The 17931-nt window shown below is 72.3% G+C and carries 21 protein-coding genes; 14 read left to right on the forward strand and 7 right to left on the reverse strand.

Features of this window, described 5'->3' with window-relative positions:
- The first annotated feature begins 43 nt into the window (after positions 1–43).
- A complete protein-coding gene (locus ABT360_RS24060) occupies positions 44–331 on the forward strand; it encodes a DUF1416 domain-containing protein (protein WP_064067594.1) in 288 nt (95 codons plus the stop codon).
- A gap of 107 nt (positions 332–438) precedes the next feature.
- Positions 439–702, forward strand: a complete 264-nt coding sequence (locus tag ABT360_RS24065) for a DUF3099 domain-containing protein (RefSeq protein WP_351820116.1) — start codon at positions 439–441, stop codon at positions 700–702.
- Here the strand turns inward: ABT360_RS24065 and ABT360_RS24070 are convergent.
- Positions 696–1058, reverse strand: a complete 363-nt coding sequence (locus ABT360_RS24070; protein WP_351820119.1) for a DsrE family protein — start codon at positions 1056–1058, stop codon at positions 696–698. The two genes, ABT360_RS24065 and ABT360_RS24070, sit on opposite strands and share 7 nt — an antisense overlap.
- A gap of 241 nt (positions 1059–1299) precedes the next feature.
- Between ABT360_RS24070 and ABT360_RS24075 the strand changes: the two genes are divergently transcribed.
- Genes ABT360_RS24075 through ygfZ form a run of 3 tightly spaced genes read left to right on the forward strand, consistent with a single transcriptional unit; the run spans position 1300 to position 3366 of the window.
- The gene (locus ABT360_RS24075; RefSeq protein WP_351820122.1) at positions 1300–1872 is read left to right on the forward strand and encodes an FABP family protein; all 573 of its coding nucleotides are present in this window, start codon (positions 1300–1302) and stop codon (positions 1870–1872) included.
- 39 nt (positions 1873–1911) lie between these two features.
- On the forward strand, positions 1912–2376 hold the full coding sequence (locus ABT360_RS24080; RefSeq protein ID WP_351820125.1) for a Fur family transcriptional regulator: 465 nt from the start codon (positions 1912–1914) through the stop codon (positions 2374–2376).
- Between the two features lie 9 nt (positions 2377–2385).
- Positions 2386–3366 (forward strand): CAF17-like 4Fe-4S cluster assembly/insertion protein YgfZ, encoded by a 981-nt coding sequence (gene ygfZ, locus ABT360_RS24085; protein WP_351820128.1) that lies wholly within the window; start codon positions 2386–2388, stop codon positions 3364–3366.
- A 51-nt stretch (positions 3367–3417) separates the two neighbouring features.
- On the opposite strand, the gene dtd is transcribed toward ygfZ, so the two are convergent.
- Positions 3418–3843, reverse strand: a complete 426-nt coding sequence (gene dtd, locus ABT360_RS24090; protein WP_351820131.1) for a D-aminoacyl-tRNA deacylase — start codon at positions 3841–3843, stop codon at positions 3418–3420.
- A 145-nt stretch (positions 3844–3988) separates the two neighbouring features.
- Between dtd and ABT360_RS24095 the strand changes: the two genes are divergently transcribed.
- From ABT360_RS24095 to ABT360_RS24110, 4 genes are all read left to right on the forward strand, one after another.
- On the forward strand, positions 3989–4585 hold the full coding sequence (locus ABT360_RS24095; RefSeq protein WP_351820134.1) for an RsiG family protein: 597 nt from the start codon (positions 3989–3991) through the stop codon (positions 4583–4585).
- Between the two features lie 46 nt (positions 4586–4631).
- Complete coding sequence (locus tag ABT360_RS24100) at positions 4632–5594, forward strand: asparaginase (protein ID WP_351820137.1); 963 nt, start codon at positions 4632–4634, stop codon at positions 5592–5594.
- Positions 5595–5670: 76 nt separating this feature from the next.
- Positions 5671–6912: a GNAT family N-acetyltransferase gene (locus ABT360_RS24105; RefSeq protein ID WP_351820140.1), complete on the forward strand. Its 1242-nt coding sequence runs from the start codon at positions 5671–5673 to the stop codon at positions 6910–6912.
- 82 nt (positions 6913–6994) lie between these two features.
- A complete protein-coding gene (locus ABT360_RS24110; protein ID WP_351820143.1) occupies positions 6995–7495 on the forward strand; it encodes an HAD family hydrolase in 501 nt (166 codons plus the stop codon).
- Between the two features lie 262 nt (positions 7496–7757).
- Here ABT360_RS24110 and ABT360_RS24115 read toward each other — a convergent pair whose 3' ends face one another.
- Entirely contained in the window at positions 7758–8732 is a 975-nt protein-coding gene (locus ABT360_RS24115) for a zinc-binding dehydrogenase (RefSeq protein ID WP_351820200.1), read from the reverse strand.
- 112 nt (positions 8733–8844) lie between these two features.
- Between ABT360_RS24115 and ABT360_RS24120 the strand changes: the two genes are divergently transcribed.
- A complete protein-coding gene (locus ABT360_RS24120) occupies positions 8845–9459 on the forward strand; it encodes a TetR/AcrR family transcriptional regulator (RefSeq protein WP_351820146.1) in 615 nt (204 codons plus the stop codon).
- Between the two features lie 112 nt (positions 9460–9571).
- Here the strand turns inward: ABT360_RS24120 and ABT360_RS24125 are convergent, their stop codons facing one another.
- Together ABT360_RS24125 and ABT360_RS24130 are read right to left on the reverse strand one after the other, a co-directional pair.
- Entirely contained in the window at positions 9572–10771 is a 1200-nt protein-coding gene (locus tag ABT360_RS24125; RefSeq protein ID WP_351820149.1) for a cytochrome P450, read from the reverse strand.
- Complete coding sequence (locus ABT360_RS24130) at positions 10761–11531, reverse strand: tRNA-dependent cyclodipeptide synthase (protein ID WP_351820152.1); 771 nt, start codon at positions 11529–11531, stop codon at positions 10761–10763. Before ABT360_RS24130 ends, ABT360_RS24125 begins: the two co-directional genes overlap by 11 nt.
- Positions 11532–11739: 208 nt before the next feature.
- Here ABT360_RS24130 and ABT360_RS24135 point away from each other — a divergent pair, with 208 nt between their 5' ends.
- The gene (locus tag ABT360_RS24135) at positions 11740–13719 is read left to right on the forward strand and encodes a HelD family protein (RefSeq protein WP_351820155.1); all 1980 of its coding nucleotides are present in this window, start codon (positions 11740–11742) and stop codon (positions 13717–13719) included.
- 479 nt (positions 13720–14198) lie between these two features.
- Here the strand turns inward: ABT360_RS24135 and ABT360_RS24140 are convergent, their stop codons facing one another.
- A complete protein-coding gene (locus tag ABT360_RS24140; protein WP_444852318.1) occupies positions 14199–14858 on the reverse strand; it encodes a VOC family protein in 660 nt (219 codons plus the stop codon).
- Positions 14859–15000: 142 nt separating this feature from the next.
- Here ABT360_RS24140 and ABT360_RS24145 point away from each other — a divergent pair, with 142 nt between their 5' ends.
- From ABT360_RS24145 to ABT360_RS24155, 3 genes are all read left to right on the forward strand, one after another.
- Positions 15001–15405, forward strand: a complete 405-nt coding sequence (locus ABT360_RS24145; protein ID WP_351820158.1) for a helix-turn-helix domain-containing protein — start codon at positions 15001–15003, stop codon at positions 15403–15405.
- 26 nt (positions 15406–15431) lie between these two features.
- A complete protein-coding gene (locus ABT360_RS24150; RefSeq protein WP_351820161.1) occupies positions 15432–15995 on the forward strand; it encodes a hypothetical protein in 564 nt (187 codons plus the stop codon).
- A gap of 167 nt (positions 15996–16162) precedes the next feature.
- Complete coding sequence (locus ABT360_RS24155) at positions 16163–16507, forward strand: DUF2516 family protein (protein WP_351820164.1); 345 nt, start codon at positions 16163–16165, stop codon at positions 16505–16507.
- A 70-nt stretch (positions 16508–16577) separates the two neighbouring features.
- Here the strand turns inward: ABT360_RS24155 and ABT360_RS24160 are convergent, their stop codons facing one another.
- Positions 16578–17882, reverse strand: a complete 1305-nt coding sequence (locus tag ABT360_RS24160; protein WP_351820167.1) for a PP2C family protein-serine/threonine phosphatase — start codon at positions 17880–17882, stop codon at positions 16578–16580.
- Positions 17883–17931: the final 49 nt, after the last annotated feature.

Raw genomic sequence — 17931 nt, forward strand, 5'->3', positions numbered from 1 at the left:
CCTCCCGTCCTCCCCCTCCCCGAAGACCCCTCAGGAGTACCCCATGTGTGGAGCACAGGCCGGCGGCCCGGACGCTTCGACGATCAAGCCCGGTGAGACCACGATCCAGGGCCAGGTGACCAAGGACGGCGAGCCCGTCGTCGGTTACGTGCGCCTGCTGGACTCGACCGGCGAGTTCACCGCCGAGGTCCCGACCTCCGCGACCGGCCAGTTCCGCTTCTACGCGGCCGAGGGCACGTGGACCGTGCGCGCCCTCGTCCCGGGCGGCACGGCCGACCGCACGGTCGTCGCCCAGCAGGGCGGCCTGGCCGAGGTCGCCATCGCCGTGTGACGGCAACGGCACGCATACCGGCCGAAGGGCCGCACCTCCTGGGGGTTGGACGCTTACCGGGACCGAGGTGCGGCCCTTCGGTCGTAGCCCCGTCGTACGCTGAGAACATGTACGCCCGGCGTCGGCACATCTACTTCGGGATGATGACGGCCTGCCTGGTGCTCTTCGTGGGCGCCTGGGCCGTCGTACGGCTGTGGTCCACGCCCGCCGCCGTCGCCATGTGCTTCGTCGCCATGGTCATCCCCCCGGTCGCCGCGATGGTCGCCAACCGGCGGGGGCCGGAGGACCGCTGGTGGGACGACCCTTCCGGCGACCCGATCTCCGACGAGTGGTGGGACGAGCTCGACGGCAAGAAGCGCCGCAATCAGTAGACGAGGGCCTGCGTGCCGTCCGCCATCGCCTCGCTGACGAAGACCTGAGCCCCCGCGATCCGCACGCCCTCCAGCACGTCCTTCTCGGTGATCTCGCGCCGCGCCGCGCACTGGGTGCACAGCGTGATCCGCCCGCCCGCCAGGATCGAGTCGATCAGATCCGGCAGCGGCGCCGCGTGCGGCAGCTCGAACTCCGCCGCCTGCCCCGGCAGCGCGAACCACGAGGACTCACCGGTGAGCCACAAGGAGACCTCGACCCCGCTGGCCACGGCCACCGCCGCCACCGTGAAGGCCTGCGAGCAGCGTTCGGGGGCGTCGGCCCCTGCGGTCACCTTGATCACGAGCTTCTTCGCCATACGCCGCACTGTAGTGCGCGGCGGGGAACCTCACACGGAGGGCCGGGCCCCCACCCATTACGCTGGGAGTCGGCCCTTTCTTCGCCCGTACCGCTCACCGAGGAGCACCCTGTGCTTGAGGCTTTCTTCTCCGCCCTGCTGGTCCTGGTCGCCGTCGGCGTGCTCGGCTTCGCCGCCCTGACCGTGAAGAAGCTGTACCAGGGCCAGCGCTGACCACTCCTACAGATCGACTGAGCTGCTGATGATCGAGATCCCGTCCGACCTCAACCCGGACCTCGTCCCCCTCGCGTTCCTCCTGGGCACGTGGGAGGGCGCGGGCGTCTCCGACTTCCCCGGCGCCGAGAAGTGCAACTTCGGTCAGTCCGTGACCTTCAGCCATGACGGCCGGGACTTCATCGAGTACACCTCCCGCAGCTGGGTCCTGGACGCCGAGGGCAACAAGGTCAAGCCCCTGGAGTCCGAGAGCGGCTACTGGCGCATCGACAAGGAGCGCAAGGTCGAGATCGTGATGGTGCGCGACCAGGGCATCGTCGAGGTCTGGTACGGCGAGCTCGCCGACCAGAAGCCGCAGATCGACCTGGCCACCGACGCCGTCGCGCGCACCGCCGCCTCCGGGCCGTACAGCGGCGGCAAGCGGCTGTACGGCTATGTGAAGGGCGACCTGATGTGGGTCGGCGAGAAGTCGACGCCCGAGGTGCCGCTGCGCCCCTACATGTCGGCCCACCTGAAGAAGGTCGTCACCCCCGAGCAGGTCGAGGCCTGGGCCAAGGACCTCGGTGACCTGCCGGACGACGGCATCGCGTTCTTCAAGTAGCCCTCGGGTTCCGCGGTCGGTGCTCCTACACTGGAGCGCGTGGTGAGCACCGACTGGAAGAGCGACCTACGGCAGCGCGGCTACCGGCTGACTCCCCAGCGCCAGCTTGTCCTGGAGGCGGTGGACGTGCTGGGGCACGCGACGCCCGACGACATCCTGGGCGAGGTCCGCAAGACCGCCTCCGGTGTGAACATCTCCACCGTCTACCGGACGCTGGAGCTCCTGGAGGAGCTCGGCCTGGTCAGCCACGCCCACCTCGGGCACGGTGCCCCCACCTACCACCTCGCCGACCGGCACCACCACCTCCACCTGGTGTGCCGGGACTGCACGAACGTCATCGAGGCGGATGTCGAGGTGGCCGCCGAGTTCACCGCGAAACTCCGCCGGACCTTCGGCTTCGACACCGACATGAAGCACTTCGCGATCTTCGGACGGTGCGAGGACTGCACGAGGAAGGCGAGCGAGGCCCCGGAGGCGGAGGCTTCGTTCGGCGACGAGTCGTAGGCTGATCACATGCTGCGACAATCACCGACCAGCCCTCTGCTGTCCCTGCCCGGCGCCGTCCCCGCCGAGGGGCGTGACGAAGGTGTCGCCGCGCACTACGGCGACCTGTTCCGCGAGCAGCGCACCCTCGCCGCCGGCACGGGCCTGGTCGACCTGAGCCACCGCGGTGTCGTCACCGTCACCGGCGACGACCGGCTCAGCTGGCTGCACCTGCTGCTGACCCAGCACGTGAGCGACCTCCCGGCCGGCCGCGCCACCGAGGCGCTGATCCTCTCCGCGAACGGCCACATCGAGCACGCCCTGTACCTGGTGGACGACGGCGAGACCGTCTGGGCGCACGTCGAGCCCGGTACGCAGGAGGCGCTGATCGGCTACCTGGAGTCGATGAAGTTCTTCTACCGGGTCGAGGTCGCCGACCGGACCGACGACATCGCCGTGGTCCACCTCCCGGCCGGCTCCATCGCCGAGGTGCCGGAAGGCGTCGCCGTACGGGAGACCTCGCACGGCCGGGACCTGTTCCTGCCGCGCGGCGACCTGGAGACGTACGCCAAGGACCACGGGCCGCTCGCCGGGATGTGGGCGTACGAGGCGCTGCGCGTCGAGGCGCACCGGCCCCGGCTCGGTTTCGAGACCGACCACCGCACCATCCCGCACGAGATCGGCCTGATCGGCAGCGCCGTCCACCTCCAGAAGGGCTGCTACCGGGGCCAGGAGACCGTGGCGCGCGTCCACAACCTGGGGAAGCCGCCGCGCCGCATGGTCTTCCTGCACCTCGACGGCAGCGACGTGCACCTGCCCCCGCACGGCACGCCGATCCGGCTGAAGGCGGACGGCGAGGAGGGGCGGCAGGTCGGGTTCGTCACCACATCCGTACGCCACCACGAGCTGGGCCCGATCGCGCTCGCGCTGGTCAAGCGCAATGTGCCGGTGGACGCCGAGCTGATGGCGGGGAACACCGCCGCCGCCCAGGAGACCGTCGTCGAGCCGTGAGCGCCGGACGACGTGAGCGTCCGAGGCCGTGAGCGTCGGACGCGGTGAGCGTCAGACGTCGACGACGATCGTGAACGGGCCGTGGTTCGTGAGCGAGACCCGCATGTCCGCCCCGAACCGGCCCGTCTCCACCGTCGCCCCCAGCTCCCTCAGCCGCGTCACCACCTCGTCGACCAGCGGCTCGGCGACGTCACCGGGCGCCGCCGCGTTCCAGGTGGGGCGGCGCCCCTTGCGGGCGTCCCCGTAGAGAGTGAACTGCGAAATCACCAGCAAGGGCGCATTCACGTCCGAGCAGGACTTCTCGCCCTCCAGGATCCGCACCGACCACAGCTTCCGCGCCAGCTGCGCCGCCTTGTCCGGTGTGTCGTCATGGGTGACGCCCACCAGGACGCACAGCCCTTCGCCGACGATTTCGCCGACCGTCTCCCCTGCGACGACGACCTTCGCCCCGTCGACCCTCTGTACCACTGCACGCATACAGACCAACCTATCCGCGTCCGAACGGGTGCAGGCGCCTGCATTGACACTGGCACAACTGGCACCATGCCTCTCAGGCGGTGCTTCCCCTCGGCCCTTTCGGGCCCGGGGAGACCCCAAGCACCGGTCGAGGGGACGGATTCCTATGAGCACACCTGGCGCCGGGCAGACGCCACATCCCGTACCGATGACATGCGCCGGTGGCAGAGGGGCGATGCGGCCCCCGGTTCAGCGGACCGGAGACGCCGTCCTGCCGGAAGCCCGGCAGCACGACCTGAAGACCATGCGGCTGCCGGAGCTGCGCGCGCTGCGCCGGGACTCCCACGGTGACGAGGCGGACCTGAGCTACGTACGGAGACTGCTCCAGGGCCGGATCGACATCCTGCGCGCCGAGCTGGCACGCCGGGGAGGTGCGGAGGTCCCGGTCGTGGACCGGCTGTCGGAGATCCTCGCGGACACCCCGTCGCGGCACCGCTCCTCGGCCCGGCATGTGACACTCACCACCCCGCGCGGCGAGGAGTACCGGCGACTGGCCGCCGACATGCTGTCGGAGGTCGAGCTGTCGGACCTGACCGCCCGAACGGACGAAGAGCTGCACGCCGCGATGGGGCGGCTCGCCCGCTACGAACAGCAGGTGTCGCGGCGCCGCCAACAGCTCCAGCGGACCGCCGACGATTGCAGCGCCGAGATCGCCCGCAGGTACCGTGAAGGCGAAGCACAAGTAGACGACCTGCTCCGCTGAGTACGACGGGGAGACAGGTCACCGTCCCGGAAGGCCGGCCGCCGTCATGACCTCCTCCGCCACCACCGTCATACCCCCGGTCCTCGCCGAGGTCGTCCGTTCCGGCTTCGTCGAGGGCCATCACCGGGGGTCGCTGGTCCTGCTGGCCCCGGACGGCACCGTCGAGATGTCGGCCGGCGACCCGACGGCGCCGGTCTTCCCGCGCTCGTCCAACAAGCCCATGCAGGCCGCGGCGCTGCTGCGGGCGGGCCTGGACCTGTCCGGGGAGCGGCTGGCGCTGGCCGCGGCGAGCCACTCGGGCGAGCCGTTCCACCTCGATCTCGCCCGCAAGATGCTCGCCGAGCACGGGTTCACCGAGAGCGACCTGCGCACCCCGCCCGACCTGCCGCTGGACCCGGCGGAGGCCGAGACGTACCTGGCCGCCGGCGGCGTCCGGGAGCGGATCACCATGAACTGCTCCGGCAAGCACGCGGCCATGCTGGCCGCCTGCGCGCTGAACGGCTGGGACCCGGCCTCCTACCTGGACCCGCAGCACCCGCTCCAGCGGCTGATCCTCGACGAGGTGCAGGCCGCGTCCGGCGAGACCGTGCCGGTGGTCGGAACCGACGGGTGCGGCGCGCCGCTGATGGCGATCAGCCTGGTGGGCCTCGCGCGGGCGTTCCGCTCGTACGTGCTCGCCGGGCCGGGGACGCCGCAGCGGCAGGTCGCCGACGCGATGCGCGCGCACCCCGAGTACGTGGCCGGGACGCGGCGCCCGGACACCTGGCTGATGCGGGAGGTGCCGGGGGCGCTGTCGAAGATGGGCGCCGAAGCGGTCCAGGCGGTGGCCCTGGCGGACGGCCGGGCGCTCGCCTTCAAGATCGACGACGGTTCCGGGCGGGCCATGGGCCCGGTTCTCGCACGGGCGCTGCGGATGCTCGGCGTCGAGGGGCCGGTGGTCGGCCGCATCGCCGACACGCCGCTGCTGGGCGGCGGGGAGCGGGTGGGCGAGATCCGCGCGGCGTTCTGAGCCAGGGGCACGGGGGCCGGAGGCGGGCCCGGAAAACCGGATGCGTACGCCGGACGGCTCCCCCTAGCGTGACGCCATGAGTGTCGACGTCCGCACGGTCACCGAGTCCGAGTTCCCCGACTGGCTGCGGGCCCGCCGCGTCGGCTTCATGCAGCCGCCCGTGGTCCCGGACGAAGAGGTCACGCAGAAGCGCCCGTACGTGGACCTCGCCCGTACCCAGGGTGCCTTCGACGACGGGCGCTGCGTCGCCACCTACCGCTCGTTCGCGCAGGAGCTGACCGTCCCCGGAGGCGCCCGGGTCCGCGCGAGCGCCGTGTCCAACGTGACCGTCTCGCCCACGCACCGGCGGCGCGGGCTGCTCAGCCGCATGATCGCGACAGACCTCGCGGCGGCCAGGGAACGCGGCGAGGCCCTCTCGACGCTGATCGCCGCCGAATACCCGATCTACGGGCGGTACGGGTTCGGCCCGGCCGCCTGGACCACCGAGTGGACCGTCGACGTACGGCGCGCGGGCCTCGACCCGCGCTGGTCCGGACCGGACGACGGCGGCCGTGTCGACCTGGTCACGGCGGACGACATCCGCAAGCTCGGCCCCGACCTCCACGACCGGCTCCGGGCCGTCCGGCACGGCATGGTCAGCCGCGACCAGCGCGTCTGGGACGTCGGCACGGGAGCCGCGCGCCTGCCCGACCAGCCCTGGACGGAACCCTTCTACGCGACGTACCGAGGGCCGGACGGGGAGGTGGAGGGGTACGTCTGCTACTCCACCGACGACACCTGGGAGGCCAAGCTTCCGCTCTGCTCCGCGACCGTGCGCGACCTGATCGCGGTGACCCCGGCCGCCGAGCGGGCGCTGTGGCACTTCGTCTGCTCCATCGACTGGATGACCACGGTCACGAGCGGCTTCCGCGCCCCCGACGACCTGCTGCCCCTGCTGCTGCCCGACCCCAGGGCGGCGCGCGTCACGACCCACGCCGACTTCCTCTGGGTGCGGATCGTCGACGTCGTACGGGCCCTCGAGGCGCGTACGTACGCGGGGTCCGGCACCCTCGTGCTGGAGCTGCGCGACCCGGCGGGTCCGGCCGGGGGCCGCTTCCGGCTGGAGGCCTCGCCGGAGGGCGCGTCGTGCACGCCGAGCACCGCGTCACCGGACCTCACCATGGACGTGGCGGAGCTGGGGACGCTGTACCTGGGCGACGAGTCGGCCGTACGCCTCGCGGCCCTCGGGCGGGTGGAGGAGTCGACACCGGGCGCCGCGTCGGTGGCGGACGTGCTGCTGCGCACCTCGCGCCGGCCGTGGTGCCCGGACGTGTTCTAGACCGGGTCCGGGGCCTGTGCGGACCCGGGCCCGATCTGGCACCCTCGTCCTACCCCTGATCCCGACCCCCCGGGCGGCAGCTGTGTACGACGACCTCATCGACGTCCTCGGCGGCACCGAGCACGTCCTGTTCGGTTTCGACGGCCCCCTCTGCCGTCCCCGCGCCGCTGCCGCAGCATGGCCCACGCCGTACGCCGACCCGCTGATCCGCACCCTGCACGCGCTGGGCACGGGCCTCGCCGTCGTCGGTGACGCCTCCCCGGCGGTGGTGCGGCGGTACCTCATGGGCCGGGGTCTGGCCGGCTGCTTCGGCCCGCACGTCCACGGCCGCGTCGACCAGGCCCTCGCCTCGCTCGGCGCGGCGCCCGGGGCGTCCCTGATGATCGGCGCCACGCTCGACGACCTGACGGCCGCCCGGGAGGCGGGCGTGCCGTTCCTCGGCCACGGCGGTGACGAGGACCGCGTCGCCCTGCTGCGCCGGGCCGGGGCGGAGCGCGTGGTGATGTCGCTGGAGCCGGTGCTCACCGCCGTACGCGCCGCCGCTCACCGCTCAGCGCGTACGGACACGGAACAGCGCACCTGACAAGGCCGACCGCCACCGCGAGGAGCCCGGCGCACCGGGCGAGGGCGAGTGTGGGGGCGTTGCCGGTGCGACCGGCGACACCCCAGCAGGTCATGGCCCGATACGCCCGCACCCTGCGGCGGCTCGCCCGACCCCGACCGCTTCCCGGCCGTCGCGCGGATGCCGGCCTCCGGAGTGATGGACCAGCCGGACGACCCGGACTTCGAGTTCCGATTCGGGCTGGACCGCGTACTGGACGGGGTCCAGGTCCTGGTGGACCGGGTCACACCGTGAGCACCACCTTGCCCAGCAGGCTCCGGTCCTCGATCGCGGCGTGCGCCTCGGCCGCCCGCTCCAGCGGGAACGTCCCGCCTATCACCGGCCGCAGCCGCCCGGCCGCCGCCTCCGCGAGCGCCCGCCCGGCCAGCCGCGTGTAGGTCTCCGTCGCCAACTGGACGTCGCCGATGCCTAGCAGTCGCACGCCCCGCCGTTCCGCCGCCGCGGGGTCCACCTCCGCGAAGCCCCCGGTCGGCGCCCCGTGCGCGGAGAACCGTCCGCCCTCCGCCACGAGCCCGAAGGCCGCCCCGCCCACCTCGCCGCCGACGCCGTCCAGTACGACGTCCGCCCCGGCGGGGCCGAGGGCCTCCCGGGCGCGCCCGACCCAGCCGGGGGAGCGCGTGTCGACCACCACGTCGGCGCCCAGCTCCCGTACGAGCGCCGCCTTCCGCTCGCCGCGCGCGGTGCCGACGACCCGGGCACCCGCCGCCTTCGCCAACTGGACCAGCAGCGTGCCCATCCCGCCGGACGCGCCCACGATCAGCACCGTCTCACCGGGCTTCAGCTCCGTGGCCTCCAGCAGCGCGGTCGCCGTGACGCCGTCGTGGAGGAGGGCCGCCGCGTCCGTGAAGGCCGGCCCGTCCGGTACGGGCACCACCGACTCCAGGTCGGCGACGGCGCGCTCGGCGTACCCGCCGGTGAGGCCGAGCGAGGCGATCACACGGCGCCCGAGCCACTGCGACCCGTCGACGCCCGCACCGACCGCCCGTACCGTACCGGCGATGCCGCCGCCCGGGACGTACGGCGGTTCGACGGGGAACCACTGGGTGGCGGTCCCGGACCGCAGCTGCGTCTCCAGGAAGATCGTGTCGACCGCGGCGACCTCCACGAGCACCTGCCCCGGCCCCGCCACCGGTTCCGGCACGTCGGCCGGGACCAGGACCTCCGGACCGCCGAACCTCATCGCCCGCACCACGCGCATCGCACTCACACCCCTCCCGTTCGCGGGCCTGGCCCGGCCGGTCCGGCGCCCGCGGGGACGAGTCTGAAACATCAAGTTCGGTTGAGGTCAACGGGTGCGTAGGCTCAGCGGCATGAGCGGTGACATGGGGCTGCGCGAGCGCAAGAAGCAGCGGACGTACCGGACGATCTCCGAAGCGGCGATCGCCCTCTTCCTGGAGAAGGGCTTCGACCGGGTGTCGGTCGCCGAGGTCGCCGCGGCCGCCGAGGTCTCCAAGCCGACGCTCTTCCGGTACTTCCCGGCCAAGGAGGACCTGGTCCTGCACCGGTTCGCCGACCACCGCGAGGAGGCGGCGCGCGTCGTCTCGGGGCGGCTGGGGGGCGTCGGCCCGCTCCAGGCGCTGCACCGCCACTTCACCGACGGGCTGGCGCGCCGCGACCCGGTGACCGGCCTGAGCGACGAGCCGGACGTGCTCGCCTTCCACCGGCTGCTGTACGGCACGCCCAGCCTGGTCGCGCGGCTGTACGCCTACCAGGGCGCGTCCGAACGGGCGCTGGCGGACGCGCTGGGGGGCGGCGGGCTGCGGGACCGTCTCGCGGCGGGTCAGGTCGTCGCCGTACAGCGGATCCTGGCGGAGGAGAACTGGCGGCGGATCGAGGCCGGTGAGGCCGCCGACGCGGTGGAGGCGGACGCGGTGGCCGCCGCCGACCTGGCCTTCCGGCAACTGGCGGAGGGGCTCTCCCTCTGAGGGGCGGGGCCGCCGGCGGGGACCGGCCCGCCGGGGTGCCCCTCCCAAAACCCGGACCCGGAACCGCCGCTCCCTCCTCCGGCAGTGGCGGTCCGGGCCCCTCAGCGGCCGGTCACCACATCACGGGCAGCCGCTCCGGGATCCGCTTCATGAACCCCGTCCGCCAGACCAACTGCTCGATCGGCACGGCGAGTTGAAGACCGGGCATCCGGTCGAGCACGGTCTCCAGGGCGATCTCCGCGTGCTTCTTGCCGAGCGCGGTCGCGGGGCAGTAGTGCCGCCCGCCCCCGAAGGAGAGGTGATCCGTGTTGTTCTCGCGGGTGAGGTCCACGGTCTGCGGGTCGCGGAACGCCTCCGGGTCGAAGTTGGCCCCCTCGACCAGCACCAGGACGAGTTCGCCCTTCTTCACCTCCACGTCCCCGAGCGTCACGTCCTCCGTGGCGAGGCGCGGCAGGCCGTCGCCGATGGAGAGGTTGATCCGCAGCAGCTCGTCGACGGCCGCCGGGATCTTGGTGCGGTCCGCGAGGAGTTCGGCCTTCAGCTCCGGGTGCTGGATGAGCGAGACCAGGGCCATGGTCAGGAAGCCGGCGGTGGAGATCACCCCGGCGCCGAACATGGTCACGCCGACCGTCGCCAGCATCTCGTCGGTGAGGTGGTCGTACTCCGGGTCCTCGCGCAGCGCGGCGAGTTCGGCCATCAGACCGGTCGTGGCGGGGTCGTCGAGCCGCTCGATCATGTAGGCGATGTCGCGGTCCCAGTTGAGCTTGGCACCGGTGACCGGACAGGCGGAGTTCATGAACGCGATGTCCAGGCTCCGCATCAGCCGCGGCGCGTCCGCCTGCGGGATGCCGAGGATGTGGCAGTGCATGGCGGCGGAGTACGGGTCGGCGAACTGCCCCCGCAGGTCCCCCGGCGCCCCGTCGGCGAGGATGCGGTCGACCAGGTCGGCGGCGGCCGACCGCATCCACTCCACCAGGCCCGGTGCCTTGGGGTTGAGCGCCTTGAGCACGGCCTTGCGCAGGCCGGCCCCGGTGATGTTGCCCATGTTGTTGACGACCTCGGGCGGGATCGTCAGCGCGTACTGCCGGGGCACGCCCGGCGCCGAGGTGTCCTTGAGGCTGAAGCGCGGGTCCTCCAGGACCTGCTTGCACAGCGCGTGGGAGGACACCAGCCACGCCTCGTCACCGGCGATGGTCCGCACCCGCTTGACCGGGTGCTCCTTGCGCAACAGCTCCACCTCGGCGGGGATCTGGTCACCGCGCCAGGAGAACGGGAAGTCGAGGAGCTCGTCGGGCAGTGTCTCAACGGACATCGGAGGGTTCTCCTTCAGCGGATTCCGAGGGTGCTGCGGGGGTCACGATCGCGTGGCCCTGGTTGCGTGAGGCGCGCAGCCCGGAGCCGCGCGAGTAGAGCAGCTCGGCCATCGGCAGCAGCTGGTGGTAGCAGTTGAGGGACGACGGCACGCCCAGGATGGCGGGGGTGTCCAGGAACAGCGGCGCCTCGGCGCAGACGTACTCGACGCACACCTCGCGCTGGCGGGCCGTCGGGGCTTTCCCGTCCAGGACCTTGGAGGAGAGGAAGGCGTCGATGAGCGCGTCGCAGGTCGCACGGAAGTCCTGGTCCGTGTCCAGCCGGTTCAGGAGGTGCCGGTGGATCTCCCGGTACGCCGGGTTGTCCAGGAACGCCGACATGGGATGGGCCCGCAGGCGCCGTCCGTCGGGGTCGACGGCCGCGACGGCATTGGTGACCTTGGCCCGTACGCCCCGCAGGTTCTTCACCGCTTTGCGGCGGGCGTCCTCGGCGGCATAGCCGGACGCCTCGTACATCTCGGCCACATGGAGGTCGGTATAGACGAAGTCCACCTGGTCGAAGTGGGCGGTGCCCCAGCGGGCCAGATCGATGACGCGCTGGGCGGAGAAGTAACTGTTGCCGGGGGAGACGCCGATCACGGCATGGGCGCCTTCGGCGCAGATCACCTGGCAGTGGGCGGTGTAGGGCTGGACGGTGAACAGTCCGGCAGCTGTGTCGGAAGCGGTGAAGGGCTGAATCTCGAAGACGGTCTCAGTCGTCAACTGGGAAGTCCTTCGCGTCGCTAGTCCCGATGGAGCCTCGTGCTCCAGGTGTGGCGACGACGCCGAGAAGTTAGCTTCCGACCACGGAGAGTGTCAACGCGATGCCGTTTGTTACGCCTGCGTGCACGTCGAATTACGCTCCGTGTCATCCTCTGTTCATATTGCAACTCGATAAGAAATGAGACTCAGTAACGTTATCCTGGTTCGTATGACGTCACTCGACCATGAACTGAGCAAGGAACGGACCCACCACGACACCTGCCGCGCCGCCCTGAACCGCATGGTCGACGGCGCCGCCCACCATGTCGTCACCGGAGAGGACGTCTCCGCGTCGGGTGCCGACGCCGAAGCCCTCGGCTACCATCTACGCACCCGGGCCAAGGAGTTGCGCGAGGAACCGCACGGCCCGCTGTTCTTCGGCCGCCTCGACCACAAGGACGGCCGGCGGCACCACATCGGCCGCCGCCGCATCGCCGAACACCCGGCCGCCCCGCCGCTCGTCATCGACTGGCGCGCCCCCGTCGCGCGCCCCTTCTACCAGGCGAGCGCCCGCGACCCCCAAGGCGTCCTGGTACGACGGAGGTTCGGCTGGGCGCCGTTCAGCGACGGCGACTCGGCGGACCTGACCGGGCTGGAGGACGAGAACCTGGCCGCGGGGGAGCCCGGTGCGCCGAGCGCGATCCTCGCCGGGGAGATCGAACGCCCCCGCGTCGGGCCCATGCGGGACATCGCCGCCACCATCCAGCCCGAGCAGGACGACCTCGTACGCGCCGGGCTCACCGAATCCCTCTGCGTCCAGGGCGCCCCCGGTACCGGAAAGACCGCCGTCGGCCTGCACCGGGCGGCGTACCTGCTCTACACCCACCCACAGCGCATCCGCCGCGGCGGCCTGCTGATCCTCGGCCCGAACCGCACGTTCCTGTCGTACGTCTCCGAAGTCCTGCCCGCGCTCGGCGAGTCGGACGTCCGGCAGTCGACGATCGAGGACGAGATCGACCGGGGCCACGAGGTGCGCGCCCGCGACTCGCCCGAGGCCGAGGTGGTCAAGCACGACGCCCGCATGGCCGACGTCCTGCACCGTGCTCTGTACGCGCGCGTCGGCGCGCCCGCCGAGCCGCTGGCCGTGCCGGACGGCTCCTACCGGTGGCGGGTGCCGCTGGAGGAGCTGGCGGAGATCGTCGCCGGTGTACGGGCGGAGGCGCCGCCCTACGCGGTGGGGCGCGAGCGGGTGCGCAGCCGGGTGGTGCGGGCGATCCAGCTCCGGGCGGAGCGGCGGGCCGGGCCGAGGAGCGGGGCGTGGGCGCAGCGGATCGGGCGGGCGCGGGCGGTGACGGCGTTCCTGGACGCGTGCTGGCCGAAGGTCACGCCCGAGGAGGTCCTCGCCGGGGTGCTGGCCGACCCGCGCGACCCGGCGCTCACCGGGGCCGAGCGGGGCGCGATCCGGTGGCGGCGGCCCCCGCGTTCGTACCGGTCGGCGAAGTGGTCCGCGGCCGACCTGGTCCTGCTCGACGAGCTCGCCGGTCTGGTCGAGCGCCCCGCCGGCTACGGCCACATCGTGATCGACGAGGCCCAGGACCTCTCCCCGATGCAGTGCCGCGCGATCGCCCGCCGCGCGGACTTCGGGTCGCTGACCGTCCTCGGCGACCTGGCGCAGGGCACCACCCCCTGGGCCGCCCGCGACTGGGCGGAGCAACTGGCCCATCTGGGCCGGAAGTCGGTACCCGTGGTCGCCCTGACGGCCGGGTTCCGCGTCCCGGCGGGCGTCGTCGCCCTCGCCAACCGGCTGCTGGACGCCCTCGACGTGGACGTGCCGCCCGGCCGGTCGCTGCGCCGGGACGGCGAGGTGGCGGTCCGCGAGGTGCCGGACGTACGGGAGGCCGTGGCCCGTGCCGTGCGAAGGGCGCTGAACCGGGAGGGCTCCATCGGGGTGATCGCCACGGAGCGCGAGGCCGTCGGGCTGCGCGCCGCACTGGAGGCGGCGGGCCTGGCGGGGCCGCGGGTGACGGTGCTGCCCGCCACACTCGCCAAGGGCCTGGAGTACGACCACGTCGTCGTCGCCGAACCCGCCGACATCGTGGCGGCCGAACCGCGCGGGCTGAACCGGCTGTACGTGGTCCTCACCCGCGCGGTCTCCCGCCTCGACGTCCTGCACAGCCGCCCGCTGCCCCCACCGCTGCGGCGGCCTTGAGCGCCTGGCCCGCACCGGCCCCGCGCAGGGCACGCGGCCGGTGCGGCCCGGTGAACGCGACGGCGAGGGCGGCCACGAGGAGCCGGGAGGGCGAGCCCCGAAGCCGATGGTGAGCAGTGCCACGACCTGCTTGCGCGCCCGGGGCCGTGGTGGACCCGCCGCTGGACGGTGACCTGGCGGACAGCGGGCGACGAGGTGTCGTGCACCGTGCGGGACCTGGCTCATACGCGTATCGCGGACGGCACGCCGATGCGCTGGTTCTCCTGGCGCCGGGCCCGACGCCATCGCCCAGCCTGGATTCCTCGTCAGTACCGGTCGTCATCATGGGGCCGAGGGTCTGGAGGATGCCCGCCTGCTTCCGGCCTTCGGCTTCGCGGCTGACCTTTCGGCGAGCAAGCCGATCGCGACCCGACGCACAAGCTCTCGGCGCCCCGGATTGACCGGGATACCGAGCCCACCCACGGGGACGAGGCTCCGTGTCAGGACCGGGCGAGGACGCAGAACTCGTGACCCTCCGGGTCGGTGAGACACGTCCACGGGACGTCGCCCTGGCCGACGTCGAGGCCGGCGGCGCCGAGGGCCCGCAGCCGGGCGACCTCCGCTGCTCTGTCGTCACCAGGGTCCGGCACCAGGTCAAGATGGACGCGGTCCGGCACCGTCTTCACGTCGGGCGAGCGGAGGAACTCAAGATACGGGCCGACACCCTTGGCCGAGCACCACACCGCGTGGTCGTCCGTCACCTCGTGCAGGGTCCAGTCCATCGCCTCGTCCCAGAAATGGGCCATGGCCCGCGGATCCGCGCAGTCGACCACCACCCGGGCGATCGGCCCGGTGTCCCGGTACATCTCCCGAGACTCCAGCACGCAGAACTCGTTGCCCTCCGGGTCGGCGAGGACCGTCCACGGCACGTCGCCCTGGCCCACGTGGGCGGGCGTCGCACCGAGAGCCTCAAGGCGCGCGACCAACTCCGCCTGATGGGCCGCAGAGGTGGTGGCGAGATCGACGTGCACACGATTCTTCGTCGCCGTCTTGGGTTCCGGAACGGCAATGACGTCGATGCATACGCCGACCGGGTCCAGCCAATCGAAGCCGACGGGTTTGGCGGCGGTCGCGCCCGATGTGCGGGTGATCCTATGCACCGATCTGCACGTCACAGCCGTGACAACAAGCGCTGAAATGTGACGGCTGACGCTGGAAGTCACATCCGCGGCAGCGGCGCGACCGGAACACTTTTGCAAGCGCCTGCTTGCAAAAGTTAGCAAGTGGGTGCACCATCGAGGCATGGCATCACTCAACGTCGGCAATCTCGGCGAGTACTTGCGCGAACAGCGGCGCAGCGCGCAGCTGTCCCTGCGTCAGCTCGCCGAAGCCGCCGGGGTGTCCAATCCGTATCTGAGCCAGATCGAGCGCGGGCTGCGCAAGCCGAGCGCGGAGGTGCTCCAGCAGGTCGCCAAGGCCCTGCGGATCTCCGCCGAGACGCTGTACGTGCGGGCCGGGATCCTGGACGAGCGGGAGCGCGAGGAGCTGGAGACGCGTGCCGTCATCCTCGCGGACCCGTCGATCAACGAGCGGCAGAAGCAGGTGCTGCTCCAGATCTACGACTCGTTCCGCAAGGAGAACGGACTCGATACGGAGACGAAAGGTGCCGATAACACCACCGAGGACGGCACCTCACCCGAAGTCTGACTCTGCGATCCGGGAGGACCACAGTCGTGGCCATCATCGAAGAACTCCGCACGCCCCTCTACTTCGCCGCCGGTACGGCCGACCTCGCCGTACAGCAGGCGAAGAAGGTGCCCGGCCTGATCGAGCAGATCGCCGCGGAGGCGCCCGCCCGCATCGACGCGGTGCGCAACACCGACCCCAAGACCGTGCAGGAGAAGGTGAGCACCCAGGCCAAGGAGGCCCAGGCCACCGTGCAGGCCAAGGTCACCGAGGTGCTCGGTTCCCTGGACACGGACCTGAAGAAGCTGGGCGAGAGCGCCCAGCACCTGGCGCTGCGGAGCGTCGGCGTCGCGGCCGAGTACGCGGTAAAGGCGCGGGAGACGTACGAGAAGGTCGCCGAGCACGGCGAACAGGCCGTGAAGCAGTGGCGCGGCGAGGCCGCCGAGGAGATCAACGAGATCGCCATCGCGGTCGAGCCCGACCCGGAGCCGAAGGCCGAGGAGCCGAAGCCGGAGGCCAAGGAGTCCGCCGAGAAGAGGACCGCCCCGGCGAAGAAGGCCCCGGCGCCGCGCAAGCCGGCGGCGAAGAAGACGACGGCGACGGACCAGTAACGCCGATCCGTTTCGCAGGGGCCGGAACCCTCCCCTTCCCGCGAGGGGCGGGCGGCCCCTGCGGCGCGCCTCCGTGGCGGGGCGGTGGGCACGTTCGCGGTGGCCGGGGCGTTGTACCGGTACCTTGGCCGCGAGGCGCTTCACTCACTGACTAGGCGGTGCTCAGCATGTTGCTCGCAGGATTCAGTACGTTCCTCTTTCTGCTCAACCTCGCCATGCTCCTGATCGCCGTGGTCGCCCTGTTCATCGCGGCGACGGCACGCGAGGACGCCTACCGCGCCGCCGACAAACAGACCAAGATGTTCTGGTTGATCATCCTGGGTGTCACGGTCGTGGTGAACCTGGTCGTACCGATGTTGTTCCTGCAGATCGCCGGTCTCGTCGCGTCGATCGTGTTCATGGTCGACGTACGGCCGGCCCTCCAGCAGGTGTCCGGCGGTGGCCGTGGCGGCCGGCGCGGCGGCGGCTCCAGCAGCGACGGGCCGTACGGCCCCTACAACGGCGGCCGCTGACGGCACGGCTCACCGGACGGCCACGGTTCAGCAGGGCCTCAGCGGCGGTCGGCCCCCCGGCCGGCAGGCCTCAGCGGCGGCGCGGTGACCGGCGGTCCGCCGCCCGGCCGGGGCGCGTCGCGCGGTCGGCGGCCGTCCGTTCGCGCGCGAGCAGCAGCACCGCCACGTCGTCCGTCAGCTCCCCGCCGTTCAGCTGCCGCACCTCCGCCACCGCGGCCTCCAGCAGCTCCTCGCCGCCCAGGCCCTGCGACAGCTGGCGGTTGACCATCTCGAGCATGCCGTCCTGGCCCAGCCGCGGTGACCCCGGCCCCGCCGAGCGGCCCTCGATCAGGCCGTCCGTGTACATCATCAGGCTCCACGAACCGCCCAGCTCCACCTGCCGCCGCGGCCAGCGGGCGCGCGGCAGCAGCCCCAGGGCCGGGCCGCCGTCCTCGTACGGAAGGAGCTGCGCCGCCCGGCCGTGCCGGGCGATCAGCGGCGAGGGGTGGCCCGCCAGGCACAGCCCGGCGCGGCGTCCGTCCGGCGCGATGTCGACCGTGCACAGGGTCGCGAAGATCTCCTCGTTGTCCCGCTCGTGCTCCAGCACCTGCTGGAGCGTCGACAGCAGCTCGTCGCCGCACAGGCCCGCCAGCGTCAGCGCCCGCCACGCGATGCGCAGTTCGACCCCGAGCGCGGCCTCGTCCGGCCCGTGCCCGCACACGTCGCCGATCATGGCGTGGACGGTCCCGTCCGGCGTCCGCACCGTGTCGTAGAAGTCGCCGCCCAGCAGCGCCCGCGAGCGCCCGGGCCGGTAACGGGCCGCGAAGCGCAGGTCGGAGCCCTGGAGCAGCGGCGTGGGCAGCAGGCCCCGCTCCAGGCGGGCGTTCTCCTGCGCGCGCAGCCGCGACTCGGCCAGCTTCACCTGTACCGAGTCGGCCCGCTTGCGCTCCACGGCGTACCGGATGGCCCGGCTGAGCAGCGGCCCGTCCAGCTCCTCGCGGCACAGGTGGTCCTGCGCCCCGGCGTGCAGCGCCGCGGCCGCCAGCTCGGCGTCGCCCGACGGGGTCAGCGCCAGGACGGCGTGCCGCGGCGCGAGGCGCAGCACATGGTGCAGGGGTGCCAGCCGGTCGTCCTCCGGCCGGCAGGCGGCGAGCGCGAGGTCGACGAGCACGCAGTGCACGTCGTCGGTGAGGAGCCGCTCGGCCTCGGTGAGGTTCCGGGCGGTACGGATACGGACCCGGCTGCCGGACGCGTCGACCAGCTCCGGAACGGTGAACGTGCCCGCCGGATCGTCCTCGATCACCAGGAGGACGAGGTCCGTGCCGACGGCGGCGGCCTGGGTGACCGCTGCCTGGTTCGGAGTGCTCACCCTCTGTCGCGGTACGGGTACGGGCATCGGTGTGGTTTCCTTCCCTCCCCCCGAGGGCGCGGTGGCGCGTCGGTCG

It is taken from the genome of Streptomyces sp. NPDC000229, from assembly GCF_040300825.1.
Lineage (GTDB): Bacteria > Actinomycetota > Actinomycetes > Streptomycetales > Streptomycetaceae > Streptomyces.

Coding starts and splice junctions, on each gene's coding strand:
- ABT360_RS24125 (WP_351820149.1), bottom strand. CDS start 10,771: ATGTCCGTTGAGACACTGCCCGACGAGCTCCTCGACTTCCCGTTCTCC.
- ABT360_RS24065 (WP_351820116.1), top strand. CDS start 439: ATGTACGCCCGGCGTCGGCACATCTACTTCGGGATGATGACGGCCTGC.
- ABT360_RS24115 (WP_351820200.1), bottom strand. CDS start 8,732: ATGCGCGTGGTGCGGGCGATGAGGTTCGGCGGTCCGGAGGTCCTGGTC.
- ABT360_RS24095 (WP_351820134.1), top strand. CDS start 3,989: ATGAGCACACCTGGCGCCGGGCAGACGCCACATCCCGTACCGATGACA.
- ABT360_RS24145 (WP_351820158.1), top strand. CDS start 15,001: ATGGCATCACTCAACGTCGGCAATCTCGGCGAGTACTTGCGCGAACAG.
- ABT360_RS24160 (WP_351820167.1), bottom strand. CDS start 17,882: ATGCCCGTACCCGTACCGCGACAGAGGGTGAGCACTCCGAACCAGGCA.
- ABT360_RS24155 (WP_351820164.1), top strand. CDS start 16,163: ATGTTGCTCGCAGGATTCAGTACGTTCCTCTTTCTGCTCAACCTCGCC.
- ABT360_RS24100 (WP_351820137.1), top strand. CDS start 4,632: ATGACCTCCTCCGCCACCACCGTCATACCCCCGGTCCTCGCCGAGGTC.
- ABT360_RS24135 (WP_351820155.1), top strand. CDS start 11,740: ATGACGTCACTCGACCATGAACTGAGCAAGGAACGGACCCACCACGAC.
- ABT360_RS24070 (WP_351820119.1), bottom strand. CDS start 1,058: ATGGCGAAGAAGCTCGTGATCAAGGTGACCGCAGGGGCCGACGCCCCC.
- ABT360_RS24060 (WP_064067594.1), top strand. CDS start 44: ATGTGTGGAGCACAGGCCGGCGGCCCGGACGCTTCGACGATCAAGCCC.
- dtd (WP_351820131.1), bottom strand. CDS start 3,843: ATGCGTGCAGTGGTACAGAGGGTCGACGGGGCGAAGGTCGTCGTCGCA.
- ygfZ (WP_351820128.1), top strand. CDS start 2,386: ATGCTGCGACAATCACCGACCAGCCCTCTGCTGTCCCTGCCCGGCGCC.
- ABT360_RS24105 (WP_351820140.1), top strand. CDS start 5,671: ATGAGTGTCGACGTCCGCACGGTCACCGAGTCCGAGTTCCCCGACTGG.
- ABT360_RS24120 (WP_351820146.1), top strand. CDS start 8,845: ATGAGCGGTGACATGGGGCTGCGCGAGCGCAAGAAGCAGCGGACGTAC.
- ABT360_RS24075 (WP_351820122.1), top strand. CDS start 1,300: ATGATCGAGATCCCGTCCGACCTCAACCCGGACCTCGTCCCCCTCGCG.